Annotated in this window: 16 protein-coding genes; all 16 read left to right on the top strand. The window is 66.0% G+C overall.

Annotation, left to right across the window (positions count from 1 at the left end; translation table 11 throughout):
• The first annotated feature begins 18 nt into the window (after positions 1-18).
• The 16 genes from ugpQ to H7225_RS11890 all read left to right on the top strand — a co-directional run bounded on the left by ugpQ (position 19) and on the right by H7225_RS11890 (position 16,298).
• The gene (ugpQ, locus tag H7225_RS11965; RefSeq protein ID WP_290662086.1) at positions 19-783 is read left to right on the top strand and encodes a glycerophosphodiester phosphodiesterase; all 765 of its coding nucleotides are present in this window, start codon (positions 19-21) and stop codon (positions 781-783) included.
• Positions 784-923: 140 nt separating this feature from the next.
• Positions 924-1,256 carry a phosphopantetheine-binding protein gene (locus H7225_RS11960; RefSeq protein WP_290662084.1) on the top strand — a complete coding sequence of 111 codons (333 nt, stop codon included), beginning with the start codon at positions 924-926 and terminating at the stop codon, positions 1,254-1,256.
• 69 nt (positions 1,257-1,325) lie between these two features.
• On the top strand, positions 1,326-1,973 hold the full coding sequence (locus H7225_RS11955; RefSeq protein ID WP_290662083.1) for a hypothetical protein: 648 nt from the start codon (positions 1,326-1,328) through the stop codon (positions 1,971-1,973).
• On the top strand, positions 1,960-3,702 hold the full coding sequence (locus H7225_RS11950) for an AMP-binding protein (protein ID WP_290662081.1): 1,743 nt from the start codon (positions 1,960-1,962) through the stop codon (positions 3,700-3,702). Before H7225_RS11955 ends, H7225_RS11950 begins: the two co-directional genes overlap by 14 nt.
• On the top strand, positions 3,686-4,609 hold the full coding sequence (locus tag H7225_RS11945; RefSeq protein WP_290662079.1) for an acyl-CoA synthetase: 924 nt from the start codon (positions 3,686-3,688) through the stop codon (positions 4,607-4,609). Before H7225_RS11950 ends, H7225_RS11945 begins: the two co-directional genes overlap by 17 nt.
• Positions 4,575-5,210: a LolA-related protein gene (locus tag H7225_RS11940; RefSeq protein ID WP_290662077.1), complete on the top strand. Its 636-nt coding sequence runs from the start codon at positions 4,575-4,577 to the stop codon at positions 5,208-5,210. The genes H7225_RS11945 and H7225_RS11940 overlap by 35 nt, the downstream gene beginning before the upstream one ends.
• A gap of 2 nt (positions 5,211-5,212) precedes the next feature.
• A complete protein-coding gene (locus tag H7225_RS11935) occupies positions 5,213-7,657 on the top strand; it encodes an MMPL family transporter (RefSeq protein WP_290662075.1) in 2,445 nt (814 codons plus the stop codon).
• 9 nt (positions 7,658-7,666) lie between these two features.
• Positions 7,667-8,389 carry an alpha/beta hydrolase gene (locus H7225_RS11930; RefSeq protein WP_290662073.1) on the top strand — a complete coding sequence of 241 codons (723 nt, stop codon included), beginning with the start codon at positions 7,667-7,669 and terminating at the stop codon, positions 8,387-8,389.
• On the top strand, positions 8,370-9,617 hold the full coding sequence (locus H7225_RS11925) for a beta-ketoacyl-[acyl-carrier-protein] synthase family protein (protein ID WP_290662072.1): 1,248 nt from the start codon (positions 8,370-8,372) through the stop codon (positions 9,615-9,617). Before H7225_RS11930 ends, H7225_RS11925 begins: the two co-directional genes overlap by 20 nt.
• Complete coding sequence (locus tag H7225_RS11920) at positions 9,614-10,483, top strand: beta-ketoacyl synthase chain length factor (RefSeq protein ID WP_290662071.1); 870 nt, start codon at positions 9,614-9,616, stop codon at positions 10,481-10,483. The genes H7225_RS11925 and H7225_RS11920 overlap by 4 nt, the downstream gene beginning before the upstream one ends.
• 49 nt (positions 10,484-10,532) lie before the next feature.
• On the top strand, positions 10,533-12,176 hold the full coding sequence (locus H7225_RS11915) for an NAD(P)/FAD-dependent oxidoreductase (protein ID WP_290662070.1): 1,644 nt from the start codon (positions 10,533-10,535) through the stop codon (positions 12,174-12,176).
• Positions 12,176-13,015, top strand: coding sequence for a polysaccharide deacetylase family protein (locus tag H7225_RS11910; RefSeq protein ID WP_290662068.1), 840 nt, complete (start codon positions 12,176-12,178; stop codon positions 13,013-13,015). The genes H7225_RS11915 and H7225_RS11910 overlap by 1 nt, the downstream gene beginning before the upstream one ends.
• Complete coding sequence (locus H7225_RS11905; RefSeq protein ID WP_290662066.1) at positions 13,012-13,776, top strand: class I SAM-dependent methyltransferase; 765 nt, start codon at positions 13,012-13,014, stop codon at positions 13,774-13,776. The genes H7225_RS11910 and H7225_RS11905 overlap by 4 nt, the downstream gene beginning before the upstream one ends.
• Positions 13,777-13,813: 37 nt before the next feature.
• The gene (locus H7225_RS11900) at positions 13,814-14,998 is read left to right on the top strand and encodes a beta-ketoacyl-[acyl-carrier-protein] synthase family protein (protein ID WP_290662064.1); all 1,185 of its coding nucleotides are present in this window, start codon (positions 13,814-13,816) and stop codon (positions 14,996-14,998) included.
• 2 nt (positions 14,999-15,000) lie between these two features.
• The gene (locus H7225_RS11895; RefSeq protein ID WP_290662062.1) at positions 15,001-15,831 is read left to right on the top strand and encodes a beta-ketoacyl synthase chain length factor; all 831 of its coding nucleotides are present in this window, start codon (positions 15,001-15,003) and stop codon (positions 15,829-15,831) included.
• Positions 15,822-16,298, top strand: a complete 477-nt coding sequence (locus H7225_RS11890; RefSeq protein WP_290662060.1) for a hotdog family protein — start codon at positions 15,822-15,824, stop codon at positions 16,296-16,298. Before H7225_RS11895 ends, H7225_RS11890 begins: the two co-directional genes overlap by 10 nt.
• Positions 16,299-16,375 lie beyond the last annotated feature (77 nt).

The raw sequence follows: 16,375 nt of genomic DNA, 5'->3' as shown, positions 1-16,375 counted from the left end.
GCGCTATCCTGTGGCGTTATGAACCAACCCGACAAAGCGCTTTTGACGCCATGGCCTTATCCCCGCTGGATCGCACACCGGGGCGCGGGCAAACTGGCGCCTGAAAACACCCTGGCGGCGTTTCGCCTGGGGGCCGCGCATGGATTTCGCATGTTCGAGTGCGATGTCAAGCTCAGTGCGGATGGCGAGCCTTTTCTGTTGCACGACTCTGATTTGAGTCGCACCACCTCGGGGCAGGGCGTGGCGGGCGAGAAACGCTGGGACGAATTGTCCTGGCTGGACGCGGGGAGTTGGCACAGCCCGCCGTATGCGGGTGAGCCCCTGCTGAGGCTGGAAACCCTGGCGCGGTGGCTTCAGGCCAATGAGTTGATGGTCAACCTTGAAATTAAGCCCTCCCCGGGCCACGATGCCTTGACGGGCGAAGTGGTGGCTCGAGAGGTTCGGCGCCTGTGGGCGGGGCAGGCGGTGTGGCCATTGCTGAGCTCTTTCAGTGTGGAGGCGCTGAAATCCGCCCGTGATGCCGCGCCCGAAGTGCCCAGGGCGCTGCTGCTGGAGCGGTTGCAACCGGGTTGGCTTGATGCCGCGCTGAGCCTGGCTTGCGTGGCGGTGGTCGGACACCATCCCGAGCTGAATGCCGAGCGCATCGGGCAGGCCCACGCGGCCGGGTTGAACGTGTTGACATACACGGTGAACGATTCCGAGCGCGCCCAGGCGCTGTGGGCGTTGGGTCTCGATGGCTTGATCACCGACGCCGTCGACCATCTGGCCCCGGACCGCCCATGACTCGGCCCGCTTGAAATCTGTTCTCGCTTATCATTCGGGACACCTCCACCCCGCAAATTGCCCTTGATCCGGCCCCTGAAACGCACCTTTGTTCGAGGCAGCCGGTGGTCAGCGCCTTCCTTTCGTTTTTAGACAAGTCCATGCAGATTTCAGTGCAGAACCCGGCCGACGATGGCCAAGTCTCTTCTCCGGCCGCCCTTGAAGGCGCTCCTGTCGATCCCGCGCTGGAACTGGCGTTGACCGAGCTGATCATCCAGTCGCTGAACCTGGAGTTCGCGGTGGCCGATGTCGATCCTGAGGGGCCGATTTATGGCGACGGGCTGGGGCTCGACTCCATCGACATCCTCGAAATCGCCCTGGTCGTGTCCAAGAAGTATGGTTTTCAGTTGCGGTCGGATGATGAGCGCAATGTGCAGATTTTCAGCTCACTGCGCAGCCTGGCGCAGCACGTTGGCGCGAACCGGACCAAGTAAGGGACCGGGCCGGTCCTGTCTTGCATGAAGTCCGCGTCTCTTGGATTGCCTCCACTGTGGCTTGCCCTCTTGGGTGGATTGGGGGCGCTGCTGGTGCTGGCCGCCTACCTGGTAGCCTGCCATGTGGCCACGCTCCATCGCTCACCCTGGACACCCGGCCTTTATTTTCTGCCGTTGTTGGCCATGATGTTTTCGGTCGTGGCCGGGCGCCACGGGCCAATCGTTGCCGGGGGGCTGACGGCGGCGGTGCTGGGCTTGCTGGCCCTGGTCCTGCCGCGTTGGCAGGGCGATCTCAACCTCTTGTATGTCTTGCAGCATGTTTGCACCAACCTGGCGTTGTGCTGGGTGTTTGGCCACACGCTGGCCGCTGGGCGAGAGCCCCTGGTGACGAGGTTTGCCCGCATCGTGCGCCGGGGCGACATGCCGCCAGAGGTGCTGTCGTTCACCCGTGGCGTCACCCTGGCCTGGACCTTGTTCTTCGCGGGCACCGCCGTGGTGTCGGCTCTGCTGTATGCGGTGGTGTCCGTCAAGGCGTGGTCTGTTTTCTCGAACCTGCTCAACAGTCCGCTGATCGGGCTGATGTTCGTTGGCGAGTACGCCCTGCGCCGTCACAAGCTGCGCCACATCAGGCACAGCCCGCTCATGGACAGCGTGCAGGCTTTTCGACAAGGTTGGTCGGTGTCGGATCCGACGCCGTCTTCTCATGAGCCTCGCTGACGTGATCGCCCACGATTCGCCCGAGACCTTGCCGCTGTTGAGGCACAGCTCGCTCGACGCTGTGTTGGCCTACCAGCAGGGCCGGATGATCACCGTTCGCGATTTTCTGAAGGATGTGGCGCACGTGGCGGCGAGCTTGCCCAACCGTTCGCATGTGCTGAATGCCTGCACCGACCGCTACCACTTCGCCGTGGGGCTGGCCTCGGCCATCCTGCGGCGCCAGATCAGCCTGTTGCCGCCTTCGCACAACCCCGAGATGGTGCGGCAGATGCGCGAGATCCATCCTCAGGTTTACTGCCTGAGCGATCAGCCGCCGGTTGCCGTGGACTTGCCGATGTGGCTGTATTCAGCGCGGGGAGAGGACGGGCTGCCCGCAGAGGTTGCCGAGCCGCAGATCCCGGCGATCTACTCTGCTCAGGTCATCGCTTGCGTGTTCACGTCCGGGTCCACCGGGCGGCCCACCGAGCATGTCAAGTGCTGGGGTTCGCTGGTGCGCAATGTGCTTGCCGAGGCGCGGCGCCTGGGTGTGTCGGCACGCTCCGGGCATTGTCTGGTGGGCACCGTGCCGCCGCAGCACATGTACGGCCTGGAGTCGACGGTGCTGTTGGCCTGGCAGAGCGGCGCGGCGATGGTGGCGGAGCGGCCCTTCTATCCGGCGGACATCTCGGCCACGCTGTCGGCCTTGCCCTCGCCCAAGGTGCTGGTTACCACGCCTTTCCACCTGCGCACCTGGCTGGCCGAGTCCGCCGAGGTGCCCGCGGTGGAATTGATCGTGTCCGCGACCGCGTCCCTGTCGACTCAATTGGCACTTGAAGCCGAAACGCGTTGCGGCGGGCATTTGCTGGAAGTCTATGGAAGCACCGAGACCGGGCAGCTGGCCACGCGCCGCAGTGCCCGGTCGGCAGAGTGGTTGTCGTTCGAGGGCCTGAATCTGGTGGAGCGCGACGGGCAGACCTGGGTCAGCGGAGGGCACGTCGAGGCGCCGCTGGCCTTGAGTGACGTGCTGGCCTTGTGCGAGCCTGTGGTGGCGGGCGATTTGTCGGCCACGCGGTTCATTTTGCACGGCCGGTCGGCGGACATGGTGAACATCGCCGGCAAGCGGACCTCCCTGGGTTACCTCAACCTGCAGCTCAATGCCATCCCCGGGGTGATCGACGGTGCTTTCCTTTGGCCTGAGGTCGACGCGGCGGGCAGCCAGGGCAGCGTGAAGCGCCTGGCGGCGTTGGTGGTGGCGCCCGAACTTGATCCGCCCCGGCTGCTGGCAGCCCTGCGCCAGCGCATTGACCCGGCGTTCATGCCCAGGCCCCTGCATTTTGTTGCGGCCCTGCCCCGAAATGCCACGGGCAAGCTGCCGCAAGCTGCCATTGTTGAATTGGCCCAAAGCCTGGAAGTTAGCGCCTTGACCACTTTTTTGCCACTTCACATCGCACCCGATCACCCGGCTTTCGCGGGTCACTTTCCGGGGCACCCCATCGTGCCCGGCGTCGTGTTGCTGGACGAGGCCCTGCAAGCCCTGGCAGGTGCTGAAGGGCTGGCACCCTCGGCGCTTCAGGTGGGCGTGGCCAAGTTCCTGGTGCCGGTGCGCCCGGGCGAGGCGCTGGCCTTGAACTTCAGGTCCACCGCGCCCGGTCGGTATGCGATTGAAGTGCGGGTTGGCGAGGGTGCAGCCCGGGTGGCCGCCACCGCCACGATCACCTTCCACGCCCTGACCGATGAAGGCGGAGCCTGAGGTGGCGGCAGTGTGGATGCAGCAGGGCGAGCGCAGCAACATGCTGGCCTTGCGGTTCATCGTGTGGGTGGCGCAGCGGCTGGGCCGCCCGGTGGCGCGCGTGATGCTTTACCCCATCAGCTGGTATTTCGTGCTGGCAGTGCCCAAGGCGCGCCGCGCTTCGATCGCCTACCTGCGCCGCGTGCTGGGCAGGGAGCCCGGTTGGATGGATGGCTTTCGCCATGTGTTCTGCTTCGCGGCCACCATCCTGGACCGCTTCTACCTGCTCAACGGGCGCTTTGACCTGTTCGACACCGAATTGATTGGGCATGAAGCGGCCCATGAAATCCTGGCGAAGGGCACCGGCGCCATCATGATCGGCGCCCACCTGGGCAGCTTCGAGGCGGTGCGGGCCAGCAGCCATGGCTTGGACGATCTGAAGGTGTCCATGGTCATGTACGAGGACAACGCGGTCAAGCTGAACCAGATCTTGGCCGCCATCAACCCGGCAATGAAGCACAACATCATTGCACTGGGCAACGTCGACTCCATGCTGCGCGTCAAGCATTGCCTGGAGCGCGGCGAGATGGTGGGCATGCTCTGTGACCGCATGCCGAGCGGCGAGTCGGGCCGGCAGGTCGATTTGCTGGGCACGCCGGCCGGCTTCCCGATCGGTCCTTTCAGGCTGGCCGCCATGCTCAAGCGGCCCGTCATCCTGATCGTGGGGCTGTACCGGGGTGGCAACCGCTATGAGATACATTTTGAGCACATCGCCGACTTCTCCAAGCCCGGTGGGCCGACGGTCGAGCAGACCATCGACCTGTACGTCAGCCGGCTGGAACACTACTGCCGACAGGCGCCCTACAACTGGTTCAATTTTTATGATTTCTGGGATGAGCTTGGCCAGCCAAGGCCGCCGGGCCGTTGAAGCATGGCATGGGTGGCGGCATGGGCTGATGGCACTGGCGTGTGGCCTGGGCCTGGGCTTGGGCAGCGGGCCGGTGCGCGCCGAAGAGTGGGGCGTTGATGCGCTGATGCGCTCCTTGGCCCAGACCAAGTCCAGCCGCGCAGATTTCGTCGAGCAGAAGTACCTCAGTTCGGTGGAGACGCCGTTGGAGTCGTCCGGCGAGTTGAGCTACCAGGCGCCTGATCGCCTTGAAAAGCGCACGCTCAAGCCCACGGCTGAGTCGTTGGTGCTGGACAAGGACACCTTGCTGCTGGAGCGCAAGGGCCGCAAGCGCAGCATCCCACTGCAGTCTTATCCCGAGGTGGGTGCTTTTGTCGAAAGCATCCGCGCTACCTTGGCGGGTGACCGCGCTGCGCTGGACCGCAATTACCAGATCGAGCTTGAGGGCAAGCGCGAACGCTGGCGTTTGCTGTTGCGGCCCTTGCAGGCCAAGGCGGCAGCGATGGTGAGCCAGATCCGGTTCAGCGGCCAACGCGAGCACATCGAGACCATCGAGATCCTGCAGGGCAATGGTGATCGGTCGGTCATGACAATCACGCCGCAGCCTCAGCCGTCGAATTGACGATGGCCGATCGCCGTTTCAAGGGCCTGCTGGCCACGCTCGTCTGGTTGGCCTTGGTGGCGGTGTTGGTCATCACGGTGGTCCGCGCGCGCTACACGGCCGACTTGTCGGCCTTCTTGCCAAGCAAGCCCACGCCCGAACAGGCCGTGTTGATCGATCAACTCAAGGAGGGCCCCGCATCGCGCCTGATCCTGGTCGGCCTGGAAACCGACGACCCCCGGCCTGAGGCGGCCAGCGGCCTGGCGCGCTTGTCCAAAAGGCTGGCTTCGGGCTTGCGCCAGTTGCCGGCCTTGCCTGGCGACAAGGCGGCGCCCTTTGCCTCGGTCAACAACGGCGAGCCGGTGGCCGCCCAACGCGACCAGGAGGTGCTGCTGCGTTACCGCTACTTGCTGAGCCCCGATGTCACCTCGGCGCGTTTCCAGCCCGCAGGCCTGCGCGTGGCACTGCAAGACAGCCTGGACTTGCTTGGATCATCGGCCGGGCTGATGTTGCAGCCCTTGCTGACGCGCGACCCGACCGCCGAGGTGGTGCACCTGGTCGAGGCCATGGACTCTGGTGGCGAGCGTGCCACGGTGGATGGCGTGTGGGTTTCGCAAGACCGGCGGCGCGCTGTGCTGGTGGCGCAGACACAAGCGGATGGCTCGGACCTGGACGCGCAGCAACGCGCCATCGACGCGATTCGCCAGCAGTTTGACCAGGCGCGCAAGCATGAGGGCCTTGAGCAGTCACGCCTGGTGGTGTCGGGGCCGGCGGTGTTTGCCACGCAATCGCGCCAGACCATCGAGTCCGAGGCCACGCGCCTGGCCTCCATCGGCTTCACCATCATCATCGCGTTGCTGCTCAGTGTGTACCGTTCCCTGCGTGCTTTGTTGCTGGGCCTGTTGCCCATGCTCACGGGCGCGCTGGCCGGCATTGCCGCGGTGTCATGGGGTTTCGGGATGGTGCATGGCATCACGCTCGGCTTTGGCATCACCCTCATCGGCGAGGCGGTTGACTACGCGATTTACTTGTTCGTGCAGGGCAGCGCGCAAGGGGCGGGCGCTCGTCACGATGGCCGTCATCTGGAGGGGTTCTGGCCCACGGTCAGCCTGGGCGTACTGACCTCGGTCATTGGGTTCGCGTCCATGCTGGCATCGGGTTTTCCGGGCTTGGCGCAATTGGGGCTGTTCTCCATCGTGGGCGTCGTCTCCGCTGCCTTGGTGACCCGGTGGTTGCTGCCGCACTTGATCCCTGAGGGATTCAAGATTCGGCCGACGCCGATGCTCGACCAACGCCTCACCTGGGTGGCCGCCAAGGCCCCGGCCGCTCGGTGGTTGGTGTTGTTGATGTTGGCCGGTGCCGTGGCCGTGCTGGTCGTCCACCGCGATCGTTTGTGGAGCCGTGAGCTGACCTCGCTCAGCCCCATCACGGCGCAGGACCAGGCCCTGGACATGCGCCTGCGCACCGACCTGGGCGCGCCGGACGTGCGTTATCTGGGCGTGATCCGCGCGCCCAGCATGGAGGCCGCGCTACAAGGCGCTGAGCAGGCCACCGAAGCGTTGGCGCCCTTGGTGGACAGCGGCATGCTGCTGGGCACCGACAGCCCGGCGCGCTACCTGCCCAGCCAGGCCATGCAGCGCCAGCGCCAGGCGGCTTTGCCCGACACACCCACCTTGCGTGCCCACTTCGTTCAGGCTGCGCAGGGCCTGCCGCTCAAGGCCGAGAAATTCGAGGCCTTCTTTGCGGATGCGGCTTTGGCCAAGGGCTTGCGGCCACTCACGCGCGCCGACCTGAACGGCAGCTCGCTGTCGCTGGGCGTTGACTCATTGTTGATGCGTCAGTCCGGCCAGTGGACTGCGCTGATCGGACTTCGCCTGCCCAGCGCTGATGCGCCCGGCACGCCAGCGCCGACCGTCGATGCAGCCCGCATCCGAAGTCTCATGAGTTCGGCGGTGAAGGTCGGTGAGGTGCATTTCATCGACCTCAAGGCCGAATCCGAAAAGCTGTATTCCGACTACCTGAGCGAAGTGCTGTTCTTGTCGATGCTGGGCGCCGGTGGCATCGTCATCCTGCTGGGATTAGTGCTCCGTTCGCCCTGGCGCCTGCTGCGGGTCGTCACCCCCTTGCTGTGCACGGTGGTCATCGTCACTGCGGGCCTGGTCGCGACCGGCCCACCACTCACCTTGTTCCACCTGGTGGGCTTGCTGCTCATCGTGGCCATCGGCTCCAACTACGCCCTGTTTTTTGACCAGCGCACACACCGTGGCACGCCCAGCGCGGCCATCCTGTCGTCCATGCTGTTCGCGAACCTGGCCACCGTGGCGGGCTTTGGCATGCTGGCCTGGTCGCAGGTGCCGGTGCTGCACGCCATCGGCGCGACGGTGGGCCCCGGGGCCATCCTTGCCTTGGTGTTGTCGGCGGTGCTGCACCGCGCGGTCCCCGCAGCGGTTGCCGACCACCAGGCTTGATCAGTGCCCATGGATTCAACCTTTGACTTCGCCTTGCCCGACCATGCCGGCCCCCGGCGAGCGCCCGCCTTGCTGGTGATGCTGCCTGGCGCCTACGACACCCCTGCAGATTTCATCCTGCACGGCTTTGTGGCGGCGGTGCGCGAGCGGCGCCTGGATGTGGATGTCCAACTGGTTGATGCCCCCGTGGCTTACTACACCGACCAGACCATCCTGGCGCGCCTGCATCACGATGTGATCGAGCCCGCGCGCCAACAAGGGTATGCACAGATCTGGCTGGCGGGCATCTCCATCGGTGGCATGGGCTCGCTGGTGTACAGCGCCACGCACCCGTCCGACATCACTGGCGTGGTGGCCCTGGCCCCTTACCTGGGGCCGCGCAACATCAGCATGGACGTGGTTCGTGCCGGTGGGCTGCGGGCCTGGCCTGCCGAGGGTCAATCGCTGCCCGAGGACGAGACCGATCGGCGGCTGTGGCAGTGGCTCAAGTCGCAGGCGGTGGCCGAGGCGACGCGTGCGCCACCCCTGCTGTACTGGGGCTACGGCCTGAGCGACCGCTTTGCCATGGGGCACAGGGTGGTGGCCGAGGCACTGCCCTCGGGCAGGGTGTTCACCGTCGAAGGTGGCCACGATTGGCCGGCCTGGATCGCGCTGTGGCGCCAGATGCTGGACAAACTGCCACTGCCTGGTCTGACAACGCAGGGGTGTGCTGATGACTCGCTCGCGCCCTGACGCCATGCAACCTTTGGGATTGACGGCGTTCACGGCCACCAGTTGCGCCGGGCCGGGCAGGGCGGCGCTGAGCGCGCTCATGCGCACGACCACCACGGCGCTGCGTGAGAACGACTTCACCCGCCAACCCCTGCCCACGTTCATCGGACGTGTCCTGGGCCTGGAAGACCTGCCTTTGCCCAGCCACTGGCAAGCCTGGGATTGCCGCAACAACCGCCTGGCCTGGCTGGCCTTGAACCAGGACGGCTTTCTGGAGGCGGCCCGCTCAGCCTTGGCAAGGCATGGCCCGACCCGGGTTGCCGTGTTGATGGGCACCAGCACGTCCAGCATCGGCGCCAGCGAAGAGGCCTACACGCGGCTGACCCCCGATGGCCACTTTCCGCCCGATTTGTGCCGCCCTGAAGTGCATTCGCCCCATTCCTTGGGCGCCTTCGTGGCACACGCGCTTGGAAGTGCGGGGCCCTGCGTGACCGTGGCCACGGCATGCTCATCCAGCGCCAAGGTCTTTGCCCAGGCCGAGCGCCTGATCCGTTGCGGCCTGGTGGACGCCGCCGTGGTGGGCGGGGTAGACAGCCTGTGCCAGAGCGTGCTGTATGGCTTCAAATCACTGGGCCTGGTGTCCAGCAGGCCGTGCCGTCCTTTCGACGCCGACCGCGATGGCATCAACTTGGCGGAGGCCGGCGGTTTTGTGCTGCTGGAACGCGCCCACAGCCTGGCCGGTCAGGGCGCGGCCTTGCAGTTGGTGGGCCACGGTGAGTCCTCGGATGCCCACCACATGTCTGCGCCCCACCCAATGGGGTTGGGTGCGCGCGAGGCCATGCTGCAGGCCTTGTCGCGGGCCGGCATCGCACCGGCCGAGGTGGACTACATCAACCTGCATGGCACGGCCACGCCCAAGAACGACGAGGTGGAGGCGAAGGTGGTGGCCGATGTTTTCCCGTCAGGCACGCGCGTGAGTTCAACCAAAGGCTGGACTGGCCATGCCCTCGGGGCGGCCGGCGTGCTGGAGTCGGTGGTGACTTTGCTGGCGCTGGCCGAAGGCTGGGTGCCGGGCACCTTGAATTGTCACGGCCCCGATCCCCGGCTGGGTGAGCGCTTTCGGCACATGCTGCAGCGCCAGACGACGGGTGCGCAGATCAAAGTGGCCATGAGCAACTCCTTTGGGTTTGGGGGCAACAATTGTTCGCTGGTGTTTGCTCGCACTGCAGCGTTGGCGCCGGCCCAATGAGCCCGGTGACGCTGAACGTGGCCGTTCTGGGCGTGGGGCTGTGGGCCGATGGGCTGGGCACCTGGGACGAGGCGCGGGCGCGTTGGCGTGGTGACCGGACCAGTGACATGCCGGCTTCGCTGGCCAAGCCTCATACCACCCTGCTGCCTCCCGCCGAGCGGCGCCGGGCGCCTGCCACCGTCTTGCTCGCCCTGGCGGTGGCCGAACAGGCATGCCGTGAAGCGGGTCTGGCGCCCCGCGACATGCGTTCGGTGTTTTCATCCGCGCATGGCGACCTGGCGCTCACCGACTACCTGTGCGCCACGCTGGCAGAGTCCCCCGAGCACCTGTCGCCCACCAAGTTTCACCACTCGGTGCACAACGCGGCTTCGGGCTACTGGACCATCGGCGTGGGCAATATGCAGGCCTCTACCGCCATTTCCGCCGGCCGGCACAGCTTCGCGCAGGGCTTGCTGGAGGCCGCCACGCAGGTCGCGTGCGAACAGATGCCGGTGCTGCTGGTGGCTTACGACATGCCGGCGCCGATGCCGCTGGTGCCCATCACCCAAAGCACCGCACTGGTGGGCCTGGCCTTGGTGCTGGCCCCAGTGTCTGACCTGGCGCGGGGCCATCATTCAGCGCCCACGCTGGCACTGCGCTTGCATGACATGGCCACGCAGGGTGTGCCTGAAACTCAGCGGGCCTGCGATCCGGACTTGGCCGCATTGATGACGCGCAGCCCCATGGCGGCGGGGTTGCCGCTGATCAAGGCATTGGCCGGCGGCCATCGGCAAGGCGGCCCGGCCTTTGAAGGCCATTTCACGTTGTCACCTGCTCAGGCCCTGATCGTGAGCCTGCCTGGCCGGAATCAAGACAGCAGGCGTTAACATCCGCCGAACGGTGCCCATCCTGGTGCCGCACCGACAAGGACTCAAGATGGCCGACTGCTGGCACGATGTGCTGATCATGGGCGGCGGCCTGTCGGGCTTGACGCTGGCCTTGCAACTCAAGCAGGCCATGCCTGAGCTGGACATCAAGGTCCTGGAGCGGCGCCTGGGCCCGGCCCCGTTGGCCGCTCACAAGGTTGGCGAATCCAGCGTGGAGATCGGCGCCCATTACTTTTCAGAAACTCTGGGCCTGAGGGCGCACCTGGACCGTGAGCACCTGCGCAAGTTCGGCTTCCGCTTCTTCTTCAGCGAAGGCGAGTCCGACCTGTCCAGCGTGACCGAACTGGGCGCCAGCCGTTACCTCTCAACCCCCAGTTGGCAGATCGATCGGGGCATCTTCGAAAACCACCTGGCGCTGCAAGCCACGCTGCAAGGCATTCAGGTTGAAGAGGGCGCGGCCGTCAAGCGCATCGAGCTGGACAAGGACCTGGGGCACGAGGTCGAAGTCGAATGCCCTGATGGCGCCGGTGGCCTGCACCGCCACGCCCTCCGGGCCAAATGGATCGTTGATGCCAGCGGCCGCGCCAGCCTGCTCAAGCGCAAGCTGGACCTGGCCGAGGGCAACGGCCACCGAGCCAATGCCGTGTGGTTCCGCCTGGATACCCGGTTGGACATCGACAACTGGGCCAACGACCCCGAGTGGCGCCAACGCTGCGACCCGGCCGCGCGCTGGATGTCGACCAACCACCTGTGTGGCGCCGGTTACTGGCTGTGGCTCATCCCGCTGTCGTCCGGCGCGCATTCGGTGGGCATCGTGGCCGACGCCGACCTGCATCCGCTGGAGGGCATGAACACCTTCGACAAGGCCATGGCCTGGATCGCCGAACACCAGCCCTGCGTGCACAAGGTCCTGCAAAACCAGCGCGACACGCTGATGGATTTTGCCTTCTTTCGCGATTTCTCGCATGGCTGCAAGCAGGTGTTCTCGCCAGAGCGCTGGGCCATCACGGGCGACGCCGGCATGTTCCTCGACCCCTTTTATTCGCCGGGTTCGGACTTCATCGCCATCTCCAACACTTACATCACCAAGCTGATCCAGCACGATCGGGCCGGCGAGTCCTTGCGGATGCCCGCCCTGTTCTACGGCGAGGTACTGCAGTCCTTTTACCAAAGCACTTTGTCGCTGTACGAAGGCCAGTACCCGCTTTTCGGCAGCCCGCGCGTCATGCCCACCAAGGTCTTGTGGGACTACACCTACTACTGGGGCGTGCTGTGCCTGCTGTTCTTCCAGGACCGCCTGGCCGACCGCGCCGCATTGCAGGAGCTGCACGCGCCATTGATGCGCGCACGCGAGTTGAACAGCGGTATCCAGGCCTTGTTGAGGCAATGGGGCCAGGCCACCGACCTGAGTGCGGCCCAACCTGGCGATGGCCCCCGCCGTGACGACAACCCGCCCTGCATGCTGGACCAAGCCAGCCTGCCGTGGTTCGCCGAACTCAATGCCAGCCTGCGCGACCAACTCGACGACGTCGGCTTTCGCGAGCGAGCCCACAAAAACATCGCGCAGCTCGAACAACTGGCCAGTGAAATCGTCGGCCAGGCTTTGCGTGACGCCCCTTCCTTGAGAGCGCAGTTGCCGCCAGGCCTGACCCCGGTCGACACGCACGCACTGTTGTTCAAGATGGCGGCCTGATGCCTTCTTCGACCGCTTCCAGTCCTGAACAACGCAGTTCGCCCACACCCTGGCACATGCCCTGGGTCCTGAAGGCCTCCGTCGGTCTGCACGCGGCGGCGGGGGTGGCAGTCGCCACCATGCCCGGGCTCTGGCCCCAGGCCCTGGCCGGCGTCGCGGCCAACCATCTTGCGGTCACGGCCCTGGGCCTGTGGCCCACCAGCCGACTGCTGGGCCCCAACATCCTGCGTTTGCCGCCCACCGCCATCGCCCGGCGTGAAATCACCTTGACCTTCGACGACGGCCCCGACCCGCAGGTCACGCCGCAAGTGCTGGATCTGCTGGACACCTTCCAGGTCAAGGCCACCTTCTTCTGCATCGGCGTCCGCGTCTTGCAGTACCCCACGCTGGCGCGCGAGATCGTCCAACGTGGCCACCGCATCGAGAACCACAGCCATGCGCACCGGCACACCTTCTCGGTGTCCGGCCTCAAGCGCATCGAGCAGGAAATCCGCCGTGGGCAAGCTGCCATCGCCGACACGGTGGGCCGCGCGCCCTGTTTTTTCCGCGCGCCGGCCGGCTTGCGCAACGTCTTCCTCGACCCGGTGCTGCACAAACTTGACCTTCGGCTGGCCAGTTGGACCCGGCGCGGGTTCGATACCGCTCGCAGCGACGTGGACCAGGTGGCGCGCCGCCTGATCGACGAGCTGGCGCCGGGCGATTTGCTCTTGCTGCACGACGGCCACGCGGCGCGCACATCGGCTGGCCAAGCCGTGGTCATCGAGGTTTTGCCCCGCCTGCTTGAGGCCTGCCGCGCCCGCAACGTGCATCCCGTGACCCTGGATACCGCTTTTTCATGACAGATTCAGTGACCAAATCTTTGCTCTCAGCTTTGCTTGACCGGGCCTGCGCGCCCTACCGACCGGCTGGCCGCTTTGCCTGGCGATTTGCCCGGGGCAAACTGGGGGGCGATCCCGTCTTCCAGGCGCTGCTGGAGCGTGGCCTGATCCCCGACCATGCTCGTGTGCTTGACTTGGGTTGCGGCCAGGGGCTGCTGGCCTCCTGGCTGACGGCGGCGCGTGGACAGTATGAAGAATCGGTTCAGGTGCGGCCGTTTCCCAATTCGCCAGCCTGGCCTGAGCATTGGCCGATCGCACCCCGCGTCCAGGATTTTCATGGCGTTGAACTCATGCCCCGCGATGTGGACCGGGCCAAGGCGGCGCTGGGGGGCTTGCATCCCAGGCCGCGCCTGACCTTGGGCGACATCTGCGATGTGCCCTTCGAGCCCTGCGATGCAGCCGTGATCCTCGACGTGCTGCATTACATCGATATCCCCGCACAAGACGCCGTGCTGGCCCGCGTGCGCGATGCGCTGGCGCCGGGTGGCGTGCTGCTGCTGCGTGTGGGTGATGCGTCGGCGGGCTTGCCCTTCAAGATCAGCAACTGGGTCGACCACGTGGTGACTTTCATCCGGGGGCACCGGCTGCCTCGCCTGCATTGCCGAGCGCTGATCGAATGGCAATCGGTGCTGCTGAGATTGGGCTTCCAGCTTGATGCCGGGTTGCCCATGAGCCAGGGCACCCCCTTTGCCAACGTTTTGCTGGTGGCCCGGCTCGGTTAAAGTCGCCACCGTTTTGCAGCACCTGGATCTCCTGCCTGTGTCTTTCCTTGCCATCACCCATTTCACGATGACCAGTTGCCTGGGCCACGGCCTGGCGGCGACCACGGCCGCCTTGCAGGCCGAACGCAGCGGCCTCAAGCCCTGCGATTTCGAGACCGTCGACATCGACACCTGGATCGGCGAGGTCGAAGGCCTGGATGCCGTTCGCCTGCGCGATGAGCTGTTCCGATTTGACTGCCGCAACAACCGACTGGCGCTGCTTGGCCTGCAGCAAGATGGTTTCGAGGAAGCTGTTTTCGACGCCATCCAGCGCCACGGCCCTGACCGCGTCGGCGTGTTCGTGGGCACCAGCACGGCCGGCATCCTGCAAACCGAGTTGGCCTACCGCCAGCGCGATCCAACCACGGGCGCCTTGCCCCAGAGCTTCCACTATGCTGAAACGCACAACGCCTATTCGGTGGCCGACTTTCTTTGCCAGCACTTCGGCTTGCGGGGCCCATCGGTGGCCTTGTCTGCCGCTTGCGCGTCCAGCGCCAAAGCCTTTGGCAACGCGGCCCGCATGATCAAGGTGGGCCTGATCGACGCGGCCATCGTGGGCGGTGTGGACTCGCTGTGCCTGACCACGCTGTACGGCTTCCGCTCGCTGGAGCTGACCTCTCGCCAGCCTTGCCGGCCCTGCGACCAGGCCCGCGATGGCATCTCGATCGGCGAGGCGGCCGGGTTGGCGCTGCTGCAGCGCGATGGCCCTGCCGACGCTTTGCGCCTGCTGGGCGTGGGCGAGTCGAGCGACGCGCACCACATGTCTTCACCGCACCCGCAAGGCCGCAGCGCGCAGATCGCCATCCGCGATGCACTGAGCGCCGCCGGGCTGCGGCCCGACCAGATTGACTACGTCAACCTGCACGGCACCGGCACGCCCAGCAACGACGCCGCCGAAGGCCAAGCCGTGCACGCCGTGTTTGGCGACATGGTGCCCTGCAGCTCGACCAAAGCCGCGACCGGCCACACCTTGGGCGCGGCGGGGGCCATCGAAGTGGTGATCAGCCTGCTGGCCATTCGTGACGGCTTCATGCCCGCCGGCCTGAACATCAAGCAGCCCGATCCGGCCATCCGCATCGACTACCTCACGCACTCGCGGCAGGCGCGTGTCGACCATGTCCTGAGCAACTCCTTCGGCTTCGGTGGCGCCAATGCCAGCGTGGTCGTCGGGCGGGGGGCGTGACCATGAAGAACACCATGCGCGTGTTCATTGATGGCATCGGTCTGAACGGTCCGGGCTTGCCGAACTGGGCCGAGGGCCGTCAAGCACTGACCGGTTTGCGGCCCTGTGTGGCCAGCCCCACCGTGGTCGTGGCCCCGGCCAGCCTGCCTGCCGCCGAGCGCCGCCGCGTGGGCGTGCTGGTCAAGCTGGCCTTGCAGGTGGGCCTGGAGGCCGTCGATGCCGCCCAAGCCGCAGCCGACCAATTGGCCAGCGTGTTCTCATCCTCCAGCGGCGAGGGCGAGAACTGCCATGCTTTGTGCGAGGCCCTGGCTGGCGACCGCCTGATTTCGCCCACGCGTTTCACCAACTCCGTTCACAACGCGCCCTCGGGTTATTGGGGCATCGTGTCGCGGTCGGTCGCGCCCTCGTCCACCCTGTGCGCTTACGACGGCAGCTTCAGCGCGGGCCTGCTTGAGGCGGTCATCCAGGTCAAGGTTGAGCGCCGTGGCGTTTTACTGGTGACGTATGACGCGCCTTACCCGTCACCACTGCTCGAAGCCCGCCCCGTCATGCACGCCCTGGGCATCGCCCTGGTCTTGTCGCCCAACCCCAGCGCACATTCGCTGGCCGCCATCGACGTGGCCCTGTGTGACGAGGCGCCCACGATCCTGCCGCTGGCTCAGCTCGAAGCACTGCGCCAGTCCATCCCTTGCGGCCGCGGACTGCCGCTGTTGCAGGCGCTGGCCGAAGCACAGGCCAAGGCCGATGGCGCCCCGGTGTCGATTCAGCGGCGCGTTGTGCTCGACTACCTGAACCAGCGCCAGTTGGCCGTGGAGCTGAGCCCATGCCGGTGACCATCACCCACGACGACATCGCCGCGCGCATCCCGCACGCCGGCACCATGTGCCTGCTCGATGCGGTGATCGACTGGGGCTCGGAGTACATCCACTGCCAGGCCAGCAGCCACCGTGATCCCGCCAACCCCTTGCGATCGGGGGGGCGTTTGGGCGTGTTGTGCGGCATTGAATACGCAGCCCAGGCCATGGCCCTGCACGGCGGTTTGGGGGCCTGCCCGCCAGGCGAGTCAGGACAGCGTCCCCAAGCCGGTTTCCTGGCCAGCGTGCGGGGTGTCACGGCCCATGTGGCCAGGCTGGACGACGGTGCCTCAGACCTGTTGATCGAGGCTCGGCGCGTGTCGGGCGATGACGGCCTGGTGATCTATGAATTCTCGGTCCGCGACGCGGATCGCCTCTTGATCGAAGGCCGGGCCGCCGTGGTGATGGATGCCGGCGCCTTGTTGTCCTCGGAGCCCAAGCCATGAATACCCCCGTCCTGAAACGCGCCTTGGTGACTGGTGGCAGTGGCGACATCGGATCGGCCATTTGCAAGCGCTTGGCC

Source organism: Aquabacterium sp., from assembly GCF_014378415.1.
In the GTDB taxonomy this organism is placed as follows: Bacteria; Pseudomonadota; Gammaproteobacteria; order Burkholderiales; family Burkholderiaceae_C; genus Aquabacterium.
Note: the sequence above shows the minus strand (reverse complement) of the source record. Positions and strands in the feature narration are given on the sequence as shown.